General features: G+C 69.1%; 13 protein-coding genes. 9 read left to right on the forward strand and 4 right to left on the reverse strand.

What is annotated here, in order from left to right; all coding sequences use genetic code 11:
* From dxs to MKK84_RS28305, 7 genes are all read left to right on the forward strand, one after another.
* On the forward strand, window positions 1–1,782 hold a 1,782-nt coding region (gene dxs / locus MKK84_RS28275), incomplete at its 5' end, for a 1-deoxy-D-xylulose-5-phosphate synthase (protein ID WP_243925356.1).
* A gap of 149 nt (window positions 1,783–1,931) precedes the next feature.
* Window positions 1,932–2,960: a hopanoid-associated sugar epimerase gene (gene hpnA / locus MKK84_RS28280; protein ID WP_243925357.1), complete on the forward strand. Its 1,029-nt coding sequence runs from the start codon at window positions 1,932–1,934 to the stop codon at window positions 2,958–2,960.
* Window positions 2,957–3,904: a squalene synthase HpnC gene (gene hpnC, locus MKK84_RS28285; RefSeq protein ID WP_243925358.1), complete on the forward strand. Its 948-nt coding sequence runs from the start codon at window positions 2,957–2,959 to the stop codon at window positions 3,902–3,904. Before hpnA ends, hpnC begins: the two co-directional genes overlap by 4 nt.
* Window positions 3,901–4,752 carry a presqualene diphosphate synthase HpnD gene (gene hpnD / locus MKK84_RS28290; RefSeq protein ID WP_243925359.1) on the forward strand — a complete coding sequence of 284 codons (852 nt, stop codon included), beginning with the start codon at window positions 3,901–3,903 and terminating at the stop codon, window positions 4,750–4,752. Before hpnC ends, hpnD begins: the two co-directional genes overlap by 4 nt.
* A complete protein-coding gene (gene hpnE, locus MKK84_RS28295) occupies window positions 4,752–6,053 on the forward strand; it encodes a hydroxysqualene dehydroxylase HpnE (RefSeq protein ID WP_243925360.1) in 1,302 nt (433 codons plus the stop codon). Before hpnD ends, hpnE begins: the two co-directional genes overlap by 1 nt.
* 43 nt (window positions 6,054–6,096) lie before the next feature.
* A complete protein-coding gene (gene shc, locus MKK84_RS28300; RefSeq protein ID WP_243925361.1) occupies window positions 6,097–8,094 on the forward strand; it encodes a squalene--hopene cyclase in 1,998 nt (665 codons plus the stop codon).
* A gap of 226 nt (window positions 8,095–8,320) precedes the next feature.
* Window positions 8,321–9,031: a phosphorylase gene (locus tag MKK84_RS28305; RefSeq protein WP_243925366.1), complete on the forward strand. Its 711-nt coding sequence runs from the start codon at window positions 8,321–8,323 to the stop codon at window positions 9,029–9,031.
* 133 nt (window positions 9,032–9,164) lie between these two features.
* Here the strand turns inward: MKK84_RS28305 and MKK84_RS28310 are convergent, their stop codons facing one another.
* The gene (locus MKK84_RS28310) at window positions 9,165–10,709 is read right to left on the reverse strand and encodes a Do family serine endopeptidase (RefSeq protein ID WP_243925362.1); all 1,545 of its coding nucleotides are present in this window, start codon (window positions 10,707–10,709) and stop codon (window positions 9,165–9,167) included.
* A 277-nt stretch (window positions 10,710–10,986) separates the two neighbouring features.
* Here MKK84_RS28310 and MKK84_RS35575 point away from each other — a divergent pair, with 277 nt between their 5' ends.
* Window positions 10,987–11,121 carry a hypothetical protein gene (locus tag MKK84_RS35575; RefSeq protein ID WP_279599752.1) on the forward strand — a complete coding sequence of 45 codons (135 nt, stop codon included), beginning with the start codon at window positions 10,987–10,989 and terminating at the stop codon, window positions 11,119–11,121.
* A 21-nt stretch (window positions 11,122–11,142) separates the two neighbouring features.
* Here the strand turns inward: MKK84_RS35575 and MKK84_RS28315 are convergent, their stop codons facing one another.
* The 3 genes from MKK84_RS28315 to MKK84_RS28325 form a co-directional block, all read right to left on the reverse strand.
* Entirely contained in the window at window positions 11,143–13,860 is a 2,718-nt protein-coding gene (locus tag MKK84_RS28315; protein WP_243925363.1) for a valine--tRNA ligase, read from the reverse strand.
* 90 nt (window positions 13,861–13,950) lie between these two features.
* Entirely contained in the window at window positions 13,951–14,583 is a 633-nt protein-coding gene (locus tag MKK84_RS28320) for a PopZ family protein (RefSeq protein ID WP_243925364.1), read from the reverse strand.
* Between the two features lie 119 nt (window positions 14,584–14,702).
* Window positions 14,703–16,292, reverse strand: a complete 1,590-nt coding sequence (locus tag MKK84_RS28325) for a TolC family outer membrane protein (protein WP_243925367.1) — start codon at window positions 16,290–16,292, stop codon at window positions 14,703–14,705.
* 593 nt (window positions 16,293–16,885) lie between these two features.
* Here MKK84_RS28325 and MKK84_RS28330 point away from each other — a divergent pair.
* Window positions 16,886–18,313 (forward strand): hypothetical protein, encoded by a 1,428-nt coding sequence (locus tag MKK84_RS28330; RefSeq protein ID WP_243925365.1) that lies wholly within the window; start codon window positions 16,886–16,888, stop codon window positions 18,311–18,313.
* Window positions 18,314–18,661 lie beyond the last annotated feature (348 nt).

An 18,661-nucleotide genomic window follows, 5' to 3' on the forward strand; every position in this document is an offset into this window, starting at 1 on the left:
CACCACGTGTTCGACACCCCCGACGACCGCATCGTCTGGGACGTCGGCCACCAGTGCTACCCGCACAAGATCCTCACCGAGCGCCGCGACCGCATCCGCACGCTGCGCCAGGGCGGCGGCCTCTCGGGCTTCACCAAGCGCTCCGAGAGCGTCTACGATCCGTTCGGCGCGGCCCATTCGTCCACCTCGATCTCGGCCGCGCTCGGCATGGCGGTCGCCCGCGATCTCGACAACGCCACCGCCAAGCACACGGGCGGCGCCGCCAAGCGCCGCAACGCCATCGCGGTGATCGGCGACGGCTCGATGTCGGCCGGCATGGCGTACGAGGCGCTCAACAACGCCGGCGCCCTGCATTCGCGCCTGATCGTGATCCTCAACGACAACGACATGTCGATCGCCCCGCCGGTGGGCGCCATGTCGGCCTACCTCGCCCGGCTCGCCTCGGGCGGCGCCTACCAGACCCTGCGCGAGACCGCCAAGCAGCTCGGCAAGCTCCTGCCGAAGGCGATCTACCAGCGCGCCGCGGCGGCCGAGGAATACGCCCGCTCGCTCGTGGTCGGCGGCGGCACGATGTTCGAGGAGATGGGCTTCCACTATGTCGGCCCGGTCGACGGGCACAACCTCGACCACCTGCTGCCGGTGTTGAAGAACGTGCGCGACGCCGAGCACGGCCCGATCCTGCTCCACGTGGTCACCCGCAAGGGCAAGGGCTACGCGCCGGCCGAGGCGAGTGCCGACCGCTACCATGGCGTGGTCAAGTTCGACGTGGTCTCGGGCGTGCAGGCCAAGGCCAAGCCGAACGCGCCGGCCTACACGCGGGTGTTCGGCGAGAGCCTGATCAAGGCGGCGGACGCCGACGACAAGGTCGTGGCGATCACCGCCGCCATGCCGGGCGGCACCGGCATCGACCTGTTCGGCAAGGCGCACCCGGACAAGACCTTCGACGTGGGCATCGCCGAGCAGCACGCGGTGACGTTTGCGGGCGGTCTGGCGACGGAGGGCTACCGGCCGTTCGTGGCGATCTACTCGACCTTCCTGCAGCGGGCCTACGATCAGGTCGTGCACGACGTGGCGCTGCAGAACCTGCCCGTACGGTTCTGCCTGGACCGGGCGGGTCTGGTCGGCGCCGACGGGGCGACCCATGCCGGCGCGTTCGATCTGGCGTACCTGTGCTGCCTGCCCAACATGACCGTGATGGCGGCCTCCGACGAGGCCGAGCTGGTCCACATGGTGGCGACCGCGCATGCCCACGACAGCGGCCCGATCGCGCTGCGCTACCCGCGCGGCGAGGGTGTCGGCGTCGAGTTGCCGGAGCGGGGCGAGGTTTTGGCCGTCGGCAAGGGCCGGGTGGTGCGGCGGGACGCGGAGGCGCGGGTCGCGCTCCTGTCGCTCGGCACGCGTCTGGCGGAGGCGCTGAAGGCGGCCGACACGCTGGCCGAGCGGGGCGTCGCGGTGACGGTCGCGGATGCCCGCTTCGCCAAGCCGCTGGACGAGGCGCTGATCCTGGATCTGGCACGCGACCACGAGGTCCTGCTGACGATCGAGGAGGGCTCGCGCGGCGGGTTCGGCGCGATGGTGCTGCATCTTCTGGCCGAGACAGGCGCGCTGGATGCGGGGCGGGTGCGGGTTCGGACACTGACGCTTCCGGACACCTACCAGGACCACGACAGCCCGGAGAAGATGTACGCCGAGGCCGGGCTCGACGCGCAGACCATCGTCAAGACCGCCCTCGATACCCTGCCGGAGCGCAAGGAGGGTCGGTCGCGGCTGCGGCTCGCCTGATCGAAGAGGACCCTGCGCGGGACGCTTCGCGCAGGGGCTCCGCATTCTCACCCGTCGGCACCGCGGCTTGCCGCTTCGCCGGTTCGATGACACAAGCGCGGCCGGCCATCCCCGGCCGCGCTGAGAGACGGTAACCCTCCAGAACCGTGATGGCAGAGGCCACAACCCCCGGCTTTCCCGAGGTCGGCCCCGTGCTGATCACCGGTGCGAGCGGCTTCCTGGGCTCGGCCCTGGTCGACGTGTTCCGTCGCGCCGGCTTCCCGGTGCGCATCCTCGTGCGCGCGTCGAGTCCGCGCCGGAACCTGACCTGGACCGATGTCGAGATCGCCGAGGGCGACATGCGCGATGCGGCCGCTGTGGCGGCGGCGATGCGCGGTCAGCGCTACCTGATCCACGCCGCGGCCGATTACCGGCTCTGGGCGCCCGATATGGAAGAGATCGTCCGCACCAATCGCGACGGCACGCGCCTGATGATGCGCGCCGCGCTGGAAGCCGGCGTGGAGCGGGTCGTCTACACGTCGAGCGTCGCGACCATCAAGCCGCCGGCCGACGGGGTGACGCCCTCCGACGAGACCATGCCGCTGACGCCCGAGACCGCGATCGGCGCCTACAAGCGCAGCAAGGTCGTGGCCGAGCGCGTGGTCGAAGAGATGGTGGCCCGGGACGGGCTGAAGGCCGTGATCGTCAATCCCTCGACGCCGATCGGCCCCCGCGACGTGAAGCCGACGCCGACGGGCCGGATCATCCAGGAGGCGGCGCTCGGCAAGATGCCGGCCTTCGTCGATACCGGTCTCAACCTCGCCCACGTGGACGACGTGGCGTACGGGCACCTGCTGGCGCTCCAGAAGGGGCGTATCGGCGAGCGCTACATCCTGGGTGGCGAGGACGTGTTCCTGTCGCAGATGCTGGCCGACATCGCCGGCATGGTCGGGCGCAAGCCGCCGACCGTGAACCTGCCGCGGGCGGCGGTCTATCCGGTCGCGTTCTTCGCCCAGCTCGCCGCCCGGGTCACGGGCAAGCAGCCCTTCGCGACGATCGACGGTATCCGCATGTCGCGCTACCGCATGTTCTTTTCCGATCGCAAGGCCCGCGCGGAGCTCGGCTACACGGCCCGGCCCTATCGCGAGGGTCTATCGGACGCGATCGCATGGTTCCGGGAGGCCGGGTATCTCGCATGAGCACCCTCGACACTGCCACCGCGGCGCGCTCCGGCAAAGGGCACCGCGACGAGAACTTTCCGGTCGCCTCGCACCTGATCCATCCGCAACACCGCGGCGCGATCCTGGCCTTCTACAACTTCGTCCGCGCCGGCGATGACGTAGCCGACCATGCGGAGCTGTCGCCGGAGCGCAAGATCGAATTGCTCGACCGGCTGGCGGATGCGCTGACCGGGGCCGGCCCGGCCGATCCGGAGGCCGCGCCGCTGAAGCGCGAGCTGGCGGCCCGGGTCCTTCCGCCCCGCCACGCCCTGGAACTGCTCGAGGCGTTCCGGATGGACGCCCGGAAGAACCGCTACGCGACCTGGGACGAGCTGATCCACTATTGCCGCTATTCGGCGATGCCGGTGGGGCGCTTCGTCCTCGACGTCCACGGCGAGGATCCGGCCCGGGTTTGGGGTCCGTCCGACTCGGTCTGTGCCGCGTTGCAGGTGATCAACCACCTCCAGGATTGCGGCAAGGATTTTGCCGCCCTCGACCGGGTCTACCTGCCGCAGGACATCCTCGACCGGCATGGCGCCACGGTGGCGATGCTGGGCGAGGCCAAGGCGCCGCCGCAACTCCTCGCGGTGATCCGCGAGCTGGCGCAGAACTGCCTCGCCCTGCTCGACGAGGGCGCGATCCTGCCGGATCTGATCGACGATCTGCGCCTCTCGATGGAGATCGCCGCGATCCACCGCCTCGCGGTCGTCCTCGCCCGAGGGTTGCTGGAGCGCGATCCGCTCTCCGAGAAGGTCCACCACAGCAAGCGCGCCTTCGCGCTCACGGCGCTCGGCGGGGTCGCCGCCACGCTGGTGCGCCGCCCCCTCCGGTTTCGGACCGTGCGGGCCGCCGCCCGGAGCATGCGCGCGCAGGCCGATCGTTCGAATCCGGCCAGTCGTTCGGCCCAGGGAAGCCGCCCGTGAGCGCCACCGCGACGCCTGCCCCGGCCGGAACGGAGACGGCCCCGGCGCTCCCGGCCGCCGGTTCCTCCTTCTACACGGCCATGCGCCTGCTCCCGAAGGAGCGGCGTGAGGCCATGTACGCGGTCTACGCCTTCTGCCGGGCCGTGGACGACGTCGCCGATGACGGCGGCACCCGGCCGGTCCGGCAGGCCGAGCTCGACCGCTGGCGGGCCGATATCGACGCGCTCTATGCCGGACGCCCGGTGCCGCGGGTGCGCGACCTCGTCGAGCCGGTGCGCCGCTTCGGCCTGAAGCGCGAGGATTTCCAGGCGGTCATCGACGGCATGGCGATGGACGCGATGGAGGACATCGTCGCTCCCGATGCCGAGACCCTCGATCTCTACTGCGACCGGGTCGCGAGCGCGGTGGGGCGCCTGTCGGTGCGGATCTTCGGCATGCCGGAGGCGGACGGCATCGGGCTCGCGTGGCACGAGGGGCGGGCTCTTCAGCTCACCAATATCCTGCGCGACATCGACGAGGATGCCGAACGCGGCCGTCTCTACCTGCCCCGCGAGAAGCTTGAGGCGATCGGGCTCACCGATCCGACACCTTTCCAGGCGATCAGCCATCCCCGCATCGGCGAGGTCTGCATGTCCCTCGCCCGCGAGGCCGAGGAGCACTATCAGGCGACCTGGGAGATCATCCGGCGCAGCCCCCGCAAGGCCACCAAGGCGGCCCGGCTGATGGCGTCGGCCTATCACCTTTACCTGAAGGCCGTGCTCGAACGCGGCTGGGCCATGCCCCGGGCCAGGGTGAAGCCCGGCAAGCTCGCGCTGCTCGGCGTCGTCCTCCGCCACGGCGTGATCTGATGGGCACGATTCACGTCGTCGGGGCCGGTCTCGCCGGCTTGTCCGCGGCTGTCGCGCTGGCGGAAACCGGCGCGCGGGTGGTGCTGCACGAGGCCGCCAAGCAGGCGGGCGGGCGCTGCCGCTCCTACTACGATCCGGCCCTCGGCCTGACCCTCGACAACGGCAACCATCTGCTGCTCTCCGGCAATGCCGATGCCCTGGGCTTCCTCAAGACGGTCGGTGCACCCGCCGACGCCCTCGTCGGGCCCGACGCGGCGGAGTTCGATTTCGCCGATCTTGCGACCGGTGAGCGCTGGCGCCTGCGCCCCAATGACGGCCGGCTGCCCTGGTGGGTGATGAGCCCGTCGCGCCGTGTTCCCGGCACGAAGGCGCGCGACTACCTCGCCCCGCTCGGGATCCTGCGGGCGGCCTCCGGCAAGGCGGAGGGGGCGGGCGGCACCATCGGTGCCCATATGGAGTGCGAAGGCGACCTCTACCGGCGGCTCTGGCACCCGGTGCTGCTCGCCGCCCTCAACACCGAGCCGCGCGACAGCGATGTCGGGCTCGCTGCCCGGATCCTGCGTGAGACCCTGGGGGCGGGCGGCAAGGCCTGCCGGCCGCTGGTGGCGGTGGAGGGCCTGTCCTACGCCTTCGTCGACCCGGCCCTGCGCTACCTCACGGCCCGCGGCTGCGAAATCCGGCTCGGCCGGCGCCTGCGCGGGCTCGATCTGGCGGAGGGCCGCGTCGCCCAGCTTCAGTTCTCGGACGGTGCCGAGACGCTCGGCCCCGAAGACGGGATCGTGCTGGCCTTGCCGCCCTGGGTGGCCCGCGAGGTGTTGCCCGGTCTCCTCGCCCCGGTGGAATTCCGCTCCATCGTCAACGCGCATTTTAAGCTGGTGCCGAAGCCCGGCAGCCCGCTGGTTCTGGGCGTGGTCAACAGCCTCACGGAATGGCTGTTCGCCTATCCGGACCGGTATTCGGTGACAATCAGCGGTGCCGACAGGCTCCTCGACGTGCCCCGGGAGGATCTCGCCCGCCAGATCTGGTCCGAGATCGCACAGCTGTGTGATCTTGCACCGGAACTGCCTAGCTGGCAGATCGTAAAGGAGAAGCGTGCCACCTTCGCGGCGACGCCGGCGGAAGCCGCGCGGCGCCCGGGGGCTGAAACCGCCTACGACAATCTCGTCCTGGCAGGCGACTGGACCGCCACCGGTCTGCCGTCGACGATTGAGGGAGCGGTCCGCTCGGGCAAGACGGCCGCGCGCGCCCTGCGCGTTGGATCGGTCGCGCGCTCCGGAACCCCGGCGCGCGGCGCAGCTTGAGGCATTGCGTCCGCCGGGAGGTGGGCGCTCAAGGTCGAGGATGATGAGAGAGGCCGTAAGCAAAGTCGAGCCGCTGCAGCGCTCGAAGACGCAAGGGATCTCGCTGGACGATGTCGAGCGCGGCATCGCGCAGGCGACGCGTGCCCTCGCGGAATTGGCCCATGACGACGGGCATATCTGCTTCGAACTCGAGGCCGATGCCACGATTCCGTCCGAATATATCCTGTTCCACCAGTTCCGCGGCACGCAGATCCGCGACGGCCTCGAGGCCAAGATCGGCCATTACCTGCGCCGCACCCAGGGCCGTCACGGCGGCTGGGCCCTCGTTCACGAGGGGCCGTTCGACATGAGTTGCACCGTCAAGGCGTATTTCGCGCTCAAGATGATCGGCGACGACATCGAGGCGCCGCACATGCGCCGGGCGCGCGAGGGCATCCTGTCCCGCGGCGGCGCGGCCAACGCAAACGTGTTCACCCGGTTCATGCTGGCCCTCTACGGGGAGGTGCCGTGGCGCGCCGTGCCCGTGATGCCCGTCGAGGTGATGTTCCTGCCGAAGTGGTTCCCGTTCCACCTCGACAAGATCAGCTACTGGGCCCGCACCACCGTGGTGCCGCTGTTCGTGCTCCAGGCCACCAAGCCCCGGGCCCGCAACCCGCGCAGCATCAGCGTGCAGGAGCTGTTCGTCACGCCGCCGGAGAGCGTCCGCACCTGGCCGGGCTCGCCCCATGCCACGTGGCCGTGGACGCCGATCTTCGGCTTCATCGACCGGATCCTGCAATCGGTCGAGAACCACCTACCGCGCAAGAGCCGGCAGCGCGCCATGGAGATGGCCCGCGCCTGGGTCAGCGAGCGCCTGAACGGCGAGGACGGGCTGGGCGCCATCTTCCCCGCCATGGTCAATTCGGTGCTGATGTACGAGGTGATGGGCTACCGGCCCGATCACCCGCAGGTCCGCGTCGCCTGCGACGCCATCGAGAAACTCGTGGTCGAGAAGGCCGACGAGGCCTATGTCCAGCCCTGCGTCTCGCCGGTCTGGGACACGGCTCTGGCGAGCCACGCCCTGCTCGAAGCCGGCGGCCCCGAGGCGGAGGCCCAGGCCCGCGCCGGGCTCGATTGGCTGAAGCCCCGTCAGGTACTCGACATCGTCGGCGACTGGGCGGCGCGCAAGCCGAAGGTCCGGCCCGGCGGCTGGGCGTTCCAGTACGCCAACCCCCATTATCCCGATCTCGACGACACCGCCGTGGTCGTGATGGCGATGGACCGGGCAATGCACCAGCACGGGCTGGTCGTCGGCATGCCCGATTATAAGGTCGCGATCGCCCGTGCCCGGGAATGGGTCGAGGGGCTGCAGTCCGAGGATGGCGGTTGGGCGGCGTTCGACGCCGACAACAACCACATGTACCTCAATCACATCCCGTTCTCGGATCACGGCGCATTGCTCGATCCACCGACCGCGGACGTGACCGCCCGCGTGGTCGGCATGCTGGCCCAACTCGGCGAGACCCGCGCGACCTCCCGGGCTCTGGACCGCGGGGTGAACTACCTCCTGAACGATCAGGAGGAGGACGGATCCTGGTACGGCCGCTGGGGCATGAACTTCATCTACGGCACGTGGTCAGTGCTGTGCGCGCTGAACGCGGCCAGGGTGGACTCGGCCGACCCCAGGATCCAGCGGGCGGTCTCCTGGCTGATCCGCATCCAGAACCCGGATGGCGGCTGGGGCGAGGACGCCTCCTCGTACAAGATCGATCCGGCCTTCGAGCCGGGCTCGTCCACGGCCTCGCAGACGGCTTGGGCGCTGCTCGCCCTGATGGCGGCCGGCGCGGTCGACGATCCGGCCGTGACCCGGGGCATCAACTTCCTGACCCGTACGCAGGGCGCGGACGGGTTCTGGAAGGAAGAGCGCTACACCGCCACCGGCTTCCCGCGGGTGTTCTACCTGCGGTATCATGGCTACCCGAAGTTCTTCCCGCTTTGGGCGATGGCGCGTTACCGCAACCTCAAGCGCACCAACAGCCGGCGCGTCCAGTTCGGCATGTGATGCGACGGGGCCGGTCCGGACGGGCTGGCCCCACTCTCCACCGGATCGCAGCGCGTTCGGCCGTCCCGGTAACCGACCTGCGAGCCCCGGTATCCGACACGTGGCCTCTTCAGACAGCGACCGCGCGGGGTCGAGCGAGCCCGGTTCACAGCAGGACCAACCTGCCGTCGTGCCGCGGCGGTCACGCCTGCTTGCGGACCTCGCCGGACTGGTCCACCAGCGGACCATGATCGACCCGACTGCACCCGTCCTGGCCGTCACAGGCCTCGCCCGCGAGCGCCGCATGGCGGCCGGGGCGGGGGTCGAGGCCGTGGGCGCCGGCGGGAATCCGCACCGGCTTCGTCAACTCCTCGACGCGCGCGTGCCGCCGGGCTGCCGGGCGGTGGTGAGCTTCGGCATTGCGGGCGGCCTCGATCCCTCGCTCAAGCCGGGCGACATCGTGGTCGGCACCGGCGTCGTCGGCGAGGAGGGGCGGCGTCCGGCCGATCTCGACCTTTCGGCTGCGCTTCTCAACCTCCTGTCCGGAGTCGGACCGCGGGTCATCCCGGCCGATCTGGCCGGCGTCGATACGGCCATCCTCGCCGTCCATGGCAAGACCGATCTGCGGGCCAGGACGGGTGCAGCAGCCGTCGACATGGAATCCCATGTGGCGGCGGCCTTCGCCGGGCGGCACGGTCTGCCCTTCGCTGCGGTGCGGGTGATCTGCGATCCAGCTGGCCAGGCATTGCCGGCTTTCGCCGCCGAGGCCCTTACGGCCGACGGCGAGCCCGACATCGCCGCCGTGTTCTTTGCCTTCGCCAGGGGAAGAGCGCGGCTGGGCGATCTGATGCGCCTCGCCAAGGATTCGAATGCGGCCTTCGCAGCGCTCGGCCGGTGCCGGACACGGCTCGGACCTGGGCTTGGTATTCCCCTCAACGGTGAGGCCCGGTCCGGCTGACGGCTTCGGCGCGCGTCACCCGGGCAAGTCGGTCGGCCCAAGAAAAAGGCGCGGGACCATGCGGCCCGCGCCAGTCGGAGGTCACCACGAGACGGCGCGAGGCGGACCAGCCCCGCGCCCGGGGGAACCGGCCTCAGCCGGCGTTCTTGCTGAGCGAGACCGCGACGAAGCGGGTCTGGCCCTTGCCGCTTTTTACCCGCATCAGCACGGCCTTGCGTCCGCTCGACTCGGCAGCGCGGATCTGAGCGGCGACGTCCGCGGGTCGAGACACGCTCTGGCCGCCGACATCGAGGATCACGTCGCCGGCCTCGATGCCCTTGGCGGCGGCCGGCCCGTCGGGATCGACCTGGACCACGGCGACACCCTGATCGGACAGACCGACATCGCCGGCCGGGGCGAGCTGGAGACCGAGCCGCGGCTGGCCGTTCGTCGCGTCGTCGTCGCCGCGGCTCGCCACCTTGGTGCCGTCGGTCGGCATGGTGCCGAGGGTCACGGTGGCGGTGTCGGACTTGCCGCCGCGCAGGTAGCTCAGTTCGACCTTGGCGCCGGGCTTCATGCCGGCGATCCTGCGCGACAGCTCACGGGCGCTGTCCACGGTGTCGCCGTTGACCTTCTCGATCACGTCGCCAGCTTTCAGGCCGGCCTTGGCCGCCGGGGTGCCGTTTTCGGCATGGTCGACCAGCGCGCCCTTGGCCTTGTCGAGGCCGAGACCCTCGGCGATGTCCTGCGTCACCGGCTGGATCTGCACGCCGAGATAGCCGCGGGCGACCTTGCCGTCCGTGCGGAGCTGATCGACCACCGCCTGCACGGTCTCGGCCGGGATCGCGAAGGCGAGGCCGACGCTGCCGCCCGAGGGGGACGCGATGGCGGTGTTCATGCCGACCACCTCACCGTTGACGTTGAAGGTCGGGCCGCCCGAATTGCCCTTGTTGATCGGGGCGTCGATCTGCAGGAAATCGTCGTAGGGGCCGGCGCCGATGTCGCGGCCGCGGGCCGAGACGATGCCGGCGGTCACGGTGCCGCCGAGGCCGAACGGGTTACCGATCGCCACCACCCAGTCACCCACCTGCGGTGCGGCCTTGCCGAACTGAACGTACGGGAAGCTGGAGCCCTCCGTGATCTTCAGCAGCGCGACGTCGGTCTTGGCGTCCTTGCCGATCACCTTCGCGTCGAGGGTGCGGCCGTCATCCAGTGTCACCTGCACGGTCTTGGCATGGTCGACCACGTGGTTGTTGGTCACCACGTAGCCATCGGCCGAGATGATGAAGCCGGAGCCGACCGCGCCACGCGGACCCTGGTGCTGGGGCTGCATGCCACCGCCGCCGCCAGGGCCGTTCTGGCCGAAGCGCTTGAAGAACTCGCGCAGCTGCGGCGGCACGTTCTGGAGATTGCGGCCCTGGTTCGGCCCGTCCTCGTCATCGCTGCTGCTGCTCGCCGAATCGTCGAGCTTGACCTTCACCGAGACCACGCCCGGCTTCACCTTGTTGACGATGCCGGCAAACGAGCCCGGCGGATGCTCAGGGGCCTCGATCGGCGACTTGGGAAGCGCCTGGGCGTAGGCCGGTGTGGCTGTCGGCAGGTATCCGCTGCCCAGCGCGCCGCCGGCAATCAGCGCGGCGGCAGCCACCGAGGCGAGGGCGCGGCGCGAGGTGCGGCCGGAAGGACGGGTCTCGGTCATGGGGAGTCTCAACCTCTCGGGAATGATCGGGACGACGCCGGTTCAGGCGGCGGTCCATGCAATCGGTCTAGAGGGTGGCCCCTGACCCGGGCGTGGCGGTCACATTACGGTTTGGACAGGTCGACGGCTCTCTCGGCACCAGCCGCTAAAACCGATGTCACCGGTGATCTCAGTGAGTCGTTGGGTAACCCAGTCCGAGCCGGTCGCTCACGGCGGCCAAGCGGCGGCCGCGCGTCGAGGGTCGGGAGCCGGGCATCAGTTTCGCGGATGCCAGGAGATGTGCATCGACGTAGCCGATACCGAGACCGTGCAACGCGTGGTCTGCGATCAGGCGCATGACCTCTTCCGGCTCAGCAAGCTGTGCCAGCCGCATGCGCCCATGAAGAGCGAGCACGGTCTCGCGGTCGCGTAGGCTTCCGACCGGGACCGGTGCTCAATCCCCGCTCAACCGCGCGAGCGCTTCCTCGATCTTGGCGAGTCGCGCCGTCTCGCTCTCCCGCCGCTCGCGGTTCTCCTCGATGATCTCCTCGGGGGCCCGGGCGACGAAATCGGCATTGCCGAGCTTGGCGTCGACCTTCTTGATCTCGGCCTGGGCCTTCGCCTGCTCCTTCTTGAGGCGCGCGACCTCGGCGGCGAGATCGACCACGCCTTCCAGCGGCAGCGCGGCGACGCTGCCACGCACCAGCAACTGAACCGAGTTCTTGGGGGGGGCATCCGCGAAGGCGATGTCCGACAGCCGCGCGAGACGCAGCAGCGTGTCCCGCCACGCCGCGACCCGCGTCCGGACCTCCTCCGTCGCGCCGACCATCACCAGGGGGATCTGCGCGGCGGTCGGCACGTTCGTCTCCGAGCGGGCCGAGCGGACCTGGGTGACGAGATCCACCACGAAGCCGACCTCGGCCTCGGCCGCCGCATCGGCGAGGCCGCCGAGATCCGGCCAGGAGGCCAGGGTCAGGAGGCCGCGCTCCGGCAGGCCCGCCCCCTTGATCGACCACAGCTCCTCGGTGAGGAACGGCATGAACGGGTGCAGAAGCTTGGCGACCTGATCGATCAGGAACGCCACGCTCGCCTGCGTCTCCGCCCGGATCGCCGGATCGACGCCCTCGCCCTGAAGCACCGGCTTCGCGAGTTCGAGATACCAGTCACAGAAGATGTTCCAGACGAAGCGGTAGGCGGCGCCCGCCGCGTCGTTGAACCGGTAGGCCTCGAGGGCCGCCGTCACCTCGTCGACCGCGCGGGCGGCCTCGGTGAGCGCCCAGCGATTGATGGCGCCCGTGGCGGCGCGCGGGTCGAAGGCCGGATCCAGGCGGCAGCCATTCAGCTCGGCGAAGCGGGCTGCGTTCCAGAGCTTGGTCGTGAAGTTGCGGTAGTCCTTGACCCTGTCCTCCGACAGCTTGATGTCGCGGCCCTGGACGGCCAGCGCGCACAGCGTGAAGCGCAGGGCGTCCGCCCCCATCTTCTCGATGAGTTCGAGCGGATCGACGACGTTGCCCTTCGACTTCGACATCTTCGCGCCGGACGCATCCCGCACCAGGGTGTGCAGGTAGACCGTGTCGAACGGGGCCCGGTCGGTCAGGTGCAGGCCCATCATCATCATCCGGGCAACCCAGAAGAACAGGATGTCCTTGCCGGTCACCAGGGTGTTGGTCGGGTAGTAGCGGGCGAGTTCCGGAGTTTTGTCCGGCCAGCCCAGCGTCGAGAACGGCCAGAGCGCCGAGGAGAACCACGTGTCGAGGACATCCTCGTCGCGGGTGAGCGCAACCGGCCGGCCATGCTTCGCCGCGGCCTGCGCCAGCGCCTCGTCCTCGCTCTCGGCGACGAAGACGCCGCCTTCCTCGTCGTACCAGACCGGGATCTGATGGCCCCACCAGAGCTGGCGCGAGATGCACCAGGGCTCGATGTTGGTCAGCCACTGGAAGAAGATCTTTTCGTGGTTCTCCGGCAGGAACTTGGTCTGCCCGTCGCGCACCGCCTGCAGCGCGCGCTCGGCCAGCGGCTTGACGTTCACATACCACTGGTCGGTGAGATACGGCTCGATGACGACGCCCGAACGGTCGCCGTGGGGCACCGCGTGGGTGTTCGGCTCGATCGTGCGCAGGCGCTCGCGCGCCTCCATCAGGGCGACCACCGCCTTACGGGCCTGTGCCCGGTCGAGGCCGTGCAGCGCGAGGGCTTCCGGCTCGGGCGATGCACCGTCGAGGAAGGCCGCGTTGCCGTCGAGCAGCATCCTGCCCTCGGGGTCGAGGACATTGATGAGGCCGAGATCGTGCCGCCGGCCGACCTCGAAATCGTTGAAGTCGTGGGCTGGGGTGATCTTGACCGCGCCGGTGCCCTTCTCGGGGTCGGAATAGTCGTCGGCGACGATCGGGATCAACCGGCCGACCAGCGGCAGGCGCACGCGCTTGCCGACCAGCGCCGTGTAACGCGCGTCGTCGGGATGGACCGCGACGCCTGTATCGCCCAGCATCGTCTCGGGGCGGGTTGTCGCCACCGTGATGATGGCGCCGGTCTCGTGGCCGGCCTCGTCCACCACCGGGTAGTCGAAGTGCCAGAGATGGCCCTTCACGTCGACCTGCTGAACCTCCAGGTCCGAGATCGCGGTCTGGAACTTCGGATCCCAGTTCACCAGCCGCTTGTCGCGGTAGATCAGGCCCTGCCGGTGCAACTCCACGAAGGTCCTGAGCACGGCGCGGCTCAGGCCCTCGTCCATGGTGAAGCGCTCGCGCGACCAGTCGCACGAGGCGCCCAGCCGCTTGAGCTGGTTGACGATCGCCCCGCCGGATTCCGCCTTCCAGGCCCAGACCTTCTCGACGAAGGCGGCGCGGCCGATGTCCCGGCGGCCGGGCTCCTGAGCCTCGGCCATCCGCCGCTCGACCACCATCTGGGTGGCGATGCCGGCATGGTCGGTCCCGGGCTGCCAGAGCACGTCCTTGCCGCGCATGCGCTCGAAGCGGCAGAGCACGTCCTGCAGGGTGTTGTTGAGCGCGTGGCCCATATGCAGCGAGCCCGTCACGTTCGGCGGCGGGATCACGATGCAGTAGGGAGGCGCACCGGCGCGCTCGGCCCGGCCGGCGCGGAAGGCGCCCGCCTCTTCCCAAGCGGCGGAGATCCGCGCCTCGACGGAGGCGGGCTCGAAGGTCTTGTCCATCATCGCGGGTACGGGCGGGCGCTTGTCCAAACGGGGTCGGACCCGCTTTCGACCGTCACGCCGCTCCCGTCAACACGTAGTCCGGCGTGACGCTCAGCGGCCGCGCGACACCCGCTCGATCTCCGCACGCACCAGCCGCTCGACCACGGCCGGCAGGTTGTCGTCGAGCCAGGATTTCAGCATCGGCCGAAGCATGTCCTTGACGAGATCCTCCAGGGTCCGGGCGTTCTGGGTCAGGACGGTGTGGGCCAGCAGGTTGAAGGCGCCGCTCACGCTGGCATCCGTCGACGGCGAGACCAGCGCCTCAGGCTCGAACACCGGCTCCGGCTCGCGCGGCTGTGCCGTGGCCTGAACGGCCGGCTGCGGCGGTGCGGCCGGCGGCGGCACGGTCGCAGCCGCGACTGGCTTGGGTTCCGACTTGGGTTCCGGTTTGGGCTCTGGCTCGAAGGCCGGCGCGTCGAAGTCGATCGCGTCGAAATCGAGCGGCTCCGGCTCGGGCTCCGGCACGACGGCACGGGGGCGCGCCACCGGCTGGGCGACCTCGGCGAGGTCGAGCACGTCGTCGGGCTCCGGCTCGGGCAAGGCTTCGGCGGGCTTGGTCGCCTGATCGTCGGCGATGATCCGCCGGATCGAGGCGAGGATCTCCTCCATCGACGGCTCCTGCCCTTTATCGGCAGCCTTGTCCTGGAATTTCGTGTCCGGGATCTTGGGGCTAGCTGCACTCATCGGCAGGCGCACTCGGCATGGGAGACTGGAACGCGACCCGATCGGGTCGATGTTCAATCAGTATTCCATGCCGTTTCGTCGCGGCAAGCGTGGTTTCACCACACTCCCGTGAAAAGGCGTCAGCGGCCGTCCGGAGTGCGCAGACCGAACCACAGGTCCTTGACCTGATCGTAGTGGACCTTGGCGCTGTAGTACTCGACCGGCAGGGCGGTGAACCGGGCCGTCAGCTGTCCGATCGCCTGAACCACCCCGTAGGAGTAGATCACGCGGTCGCGCTGGGCGAGGATCAGGTTCACGCGCGAGTTCAAGAGCTCCTGCTGCGCGTTCAGCACGTCGAGGGTGGTGCGCTGGCCGACCCGGGCTTCCTCGCGCACGCCGTTCAGCGCCACTTCGTTGGCCTGGACCTGCGCCTGGGCGGCGATGACCTGCGCCTTTGCGGCTTCGAGCAGGCCCCAGAAGCTGACGATCTGCGCCCGAACCTGGTCGCGGACCTGATCGACCAGGATACGCGTCTGGCCGACCGTCTCCTTCGCCTGCCGGATCTGCGCGTAGGTCTGGCCGCCCTCGTAGATCGGGATGTTGAGCCGCCCGCCGACGAAGCCGACGAAGTAGGACTGGTTCGGGCCGGTCTGATCGTAGATCTGGCTCAGCGAGCCCTGAAGGCTCAGGTTCGGCGCGAGCTGGCCCTCGAGAACCTTGACCTGCGCCTCGGCCGCATCGACGGCGTGAATGGCCGACACGATCTGCGGATGCTCGCGCAGGCCGATGGCGATGGCCGCATCCAGCGAGCCCGGAACGAACCGGTCCAGCGGCCGGCCGGGCGCGAGCTGCCGCGGCTCGACGCCGATGTTCTGCCGATAGATGCCGATGCTGGTGCGCAGGGTCGATTCGGCCGTGCTGACCTGTGAGCGGGCCCCGGCGAGGCGGGCCTCGGCCTGCGCCACGTCCGTGCGGGTCACCTCGCCGACGTTGAACCGGTCCCGGGTCTGCCGCAGCTGCTCCTCAAGAACCTCGACGTTGTTCCGGTTGAGTTCGAGCGTCGCCGTGTTGCTCAGCACGTTCATGTAGGCCTGAACGGCATTGTAGAGCACGGTCAGCTCGGTGAAGCGCAGGGTCTCGCGCTGGCTGTAGACGTTCGATTCGGCGCGACGGGTCTGGTTGTCGGTCTGGAAGCCGTTGAAGATCGTCTGTGAGACGGTCAGGCTCGCCGTGGTCGGGAGATAGGTCGTCCGAACCGTCCGGCTCGACGTGATCGACTGCGCGGTGGTCGCTGTCGAAGCCTCGGCGCCGCCCACCCCGCCGGCTCCGGTCGCGGAGGTCCCGCTTGTTCCGGCGCTGGTGGTTCCGATGCCGGTCGATGTGCCGACGCCCGTCGTTCCCGTCGATGTCCCGAGGCCGGTGGTTCCGACGCCCGATGTTACACCCGAGGTCCCGGCGGTCGCCGTCGTCGCGCCGGTCGCAGCCGCGCCGGCAGCTGCCGCCGCCGTGCTGGAACTGCGGGTCTGGAGGTACTGGACGCCGATCGACGCGCCGACATTCACCTGCGGCCGATACCCGGATTGGGCGATGGCCACGTTCTCATCGGTCGCGCGCACTCCGGCGCGGCTGGCATTAAGTGATGGGTTGCCCTGATAGGCTTTCGCGAGTGCGCTCTCCAACGTCTCGGCGGTGGCCGGGGCCGCTGCAGAGATCGCGAGCCCGGACGCCATCATTCCGATCGCGCGGAACGTGGAGCGAGTCGCTGGCGGACGTCGTGTCACGATGAACAAGCCCTTCCGGCCTTTTCCGATCCGAATATGTGCGACGAAAACAGCCAAGGTAAGGCAGTCCGTTGGTATCCGATCAAGCCCGCCCCACGGTCACGCTTAGCGCAAATAGGTTGCTTTGGCTTGCGCCGAGGGGCCGGACGAGTCGGAATGTACGGCGGTTGGGGCATTAAGGTGACACATCGCCCAACCGCCTGGAGAGGCAGACGGGGCGACCCGCGGGACTCGCGTCGGACTCTGGTCCGACATGCGCGGTTCCCCGTGGACTGTACGAATCGCTGTGCCGCGATCTGCCCGTTCGAACGCGACCTCGGCTTTGCGCAGGCTCGGGTCGGTAGTCGTCGGCCTCCGGTTAAGGACGGCGCGCGGGACTGATCGCTTCACAGACAATCTCGGCCCGTGATATCGACGTCAAGTCCGAGACACGTGAATTCCAATCGGAGGGCGCCGCCCGGATTGTCTCCGTGGGCGGCTCGCGACGGCCTTTCGGGGCCGCGCTTCGGGCTGAGACGGATCGGCTTTCGCGTTGAGGCAGCATGCAGATCGAGCTGATCGGAGTCGTCGCCTTCCTGATCGGGCTCATCAGCTTGGGGCGCAGTCCCACTTTCTCGGTCTACATGGTCTTCCTCAGCACGCTGCTGGGGGCGTCCGCGGCCGCCATCCTGACGGCTTTGGGTGGGGCCAGCCTGCAGCCGGCCCATCTCATGCTGGCCTTCGTGTTGCTGAAGGTCGGGACGAATCCCTATCGCCTCGCCGACGGCCTGTCCGCGTTGAGCTTCCCGCGTCCGGGATTCTGGCTCCTGATCACGGTGCTGTACGCGCTGGCCGGCTCGGTGCTGATCACGCGACTGTTTGCGGGCAGCACGAACGTCTACTCGATCGCCCGCCTGGGCGATGGCGTCCGGATCGCCCTCGTGCCGCTGGTTCCGACGACCGGTAACCTGACGCAGAGCCTGTACTTCGCATCCGATCTTCTGGCCTACGTCGCGTTCTACGCCTGCTCCCGGGAATTGGGTTCGCGCAGCCTGCCGGTCCTCTGTTCTGCCGCCGTGGTCTGTGCCTTCGCCAATCTGGCCTTCGGGCTGATCGACGTTGCGACCTATCTCACGGGGACCGGAGAACTTTTGTCGTTCCTCAGAAATGCCGGCTACACCATGCTGGTCGAGGTCGAGATGGCCGGCTTCAAGCGGGTGGTCGGCTCCTTCTCCGAAGCCTCCACGTATGGGTCGGCCTCGCTGTTCCTGTTCACCTTCACCGGCAAGATGTGGCTCGAAGAGGTGTTCACCCGGCGCGCGGGACTGGCCGCCGCCGCGTCGCTCATCGCGGTCATCGCGTCGACCTCGACGACCGCCTATGCCGGCTTGGCCATCGTCGTGGCCTTCGAGTACCTGACCTGCCTGTACATGCTGGTCATCCACCGGAGATCGACCCGCAACGCGACGCTGTTCCTGTTCCTCGGCCCGTTCGTCGTCGTCTTCCTCGTGATGCTCGGCGCGCTGCAGGAATCGGTCTGGAATGCGGTCCAGAATATCTATCAGGCGGCGTTCTCGGAAAAACTGACCTCCGATTCCGGCATCGAGCGAAGCTCCTGGAACTACCAGGGGCTGCAGAACCTCTACGAGACGAACGGGTTGGGTGTCGGTGTCGGCAGCACCCGGACATCCAGCTGGCCGCTCGCGGTGCTGGCGAGCCTGGGGATCATCGGCACGGTCACGTACTTCGCGTTCGTGCTCCTGTTCTTCTTCGCCCGTCCCTCCAAAGATGACCGGACGCGGAGCTTCCAGAAAAGCATCCGCTTGGCCTGCATCTGTCAGGTGGTCCTGGGTTCGATCGGATCCCCGTTCGTCGACCTCGGCCTGTTGTTCTTCATGTGTGCCGGCATGTCGATGGCCGTCAGCGAGAGCGAGAAGAGCGCCTCCGTGGCGCGGGCGCAGATGCTGGAGGGCGGCGTGCCGGCGGAGTGAGGCCGCCTGCGGTCGATGAAGTCGGCTCCTGAAACTGGGCGCAGGGTGCGAACTCGGCCAGAGCCACGCCTCGCTCGCGGAGGTTACGTCGACCTGAGTTGCTGCGCTGCGTTCGCGCTGACAATCTGAGATGGCGGCCCCCTCGACACGCGCGTCATCGTCCCCGCGCGCGTGTCGCGCCGGGGGCATGGCCCAATAAGCAACACGAGGGACGCGGGACGCCGCGGGAACCCAGGTGTCGGCCAAGTAACGCGCGGGATCCGGTCCCCGCGGCGCCCGCGGCATCGACCGGGCATGGTCCCCGGCCGGTGCCGTCTTTCTCGTCGCGGTGTCTCCGACGTCCCGATC

Source organism: Methylobacterium sp. E-065 (assembly GCF_022829605.1).
Taxonomy (GTDB): domain Bacteria; phylum Pseudomonadota; class Alphaproteobacteria; order Rhizobiales; family Beijerinckiaceae; genus Methylobacterium.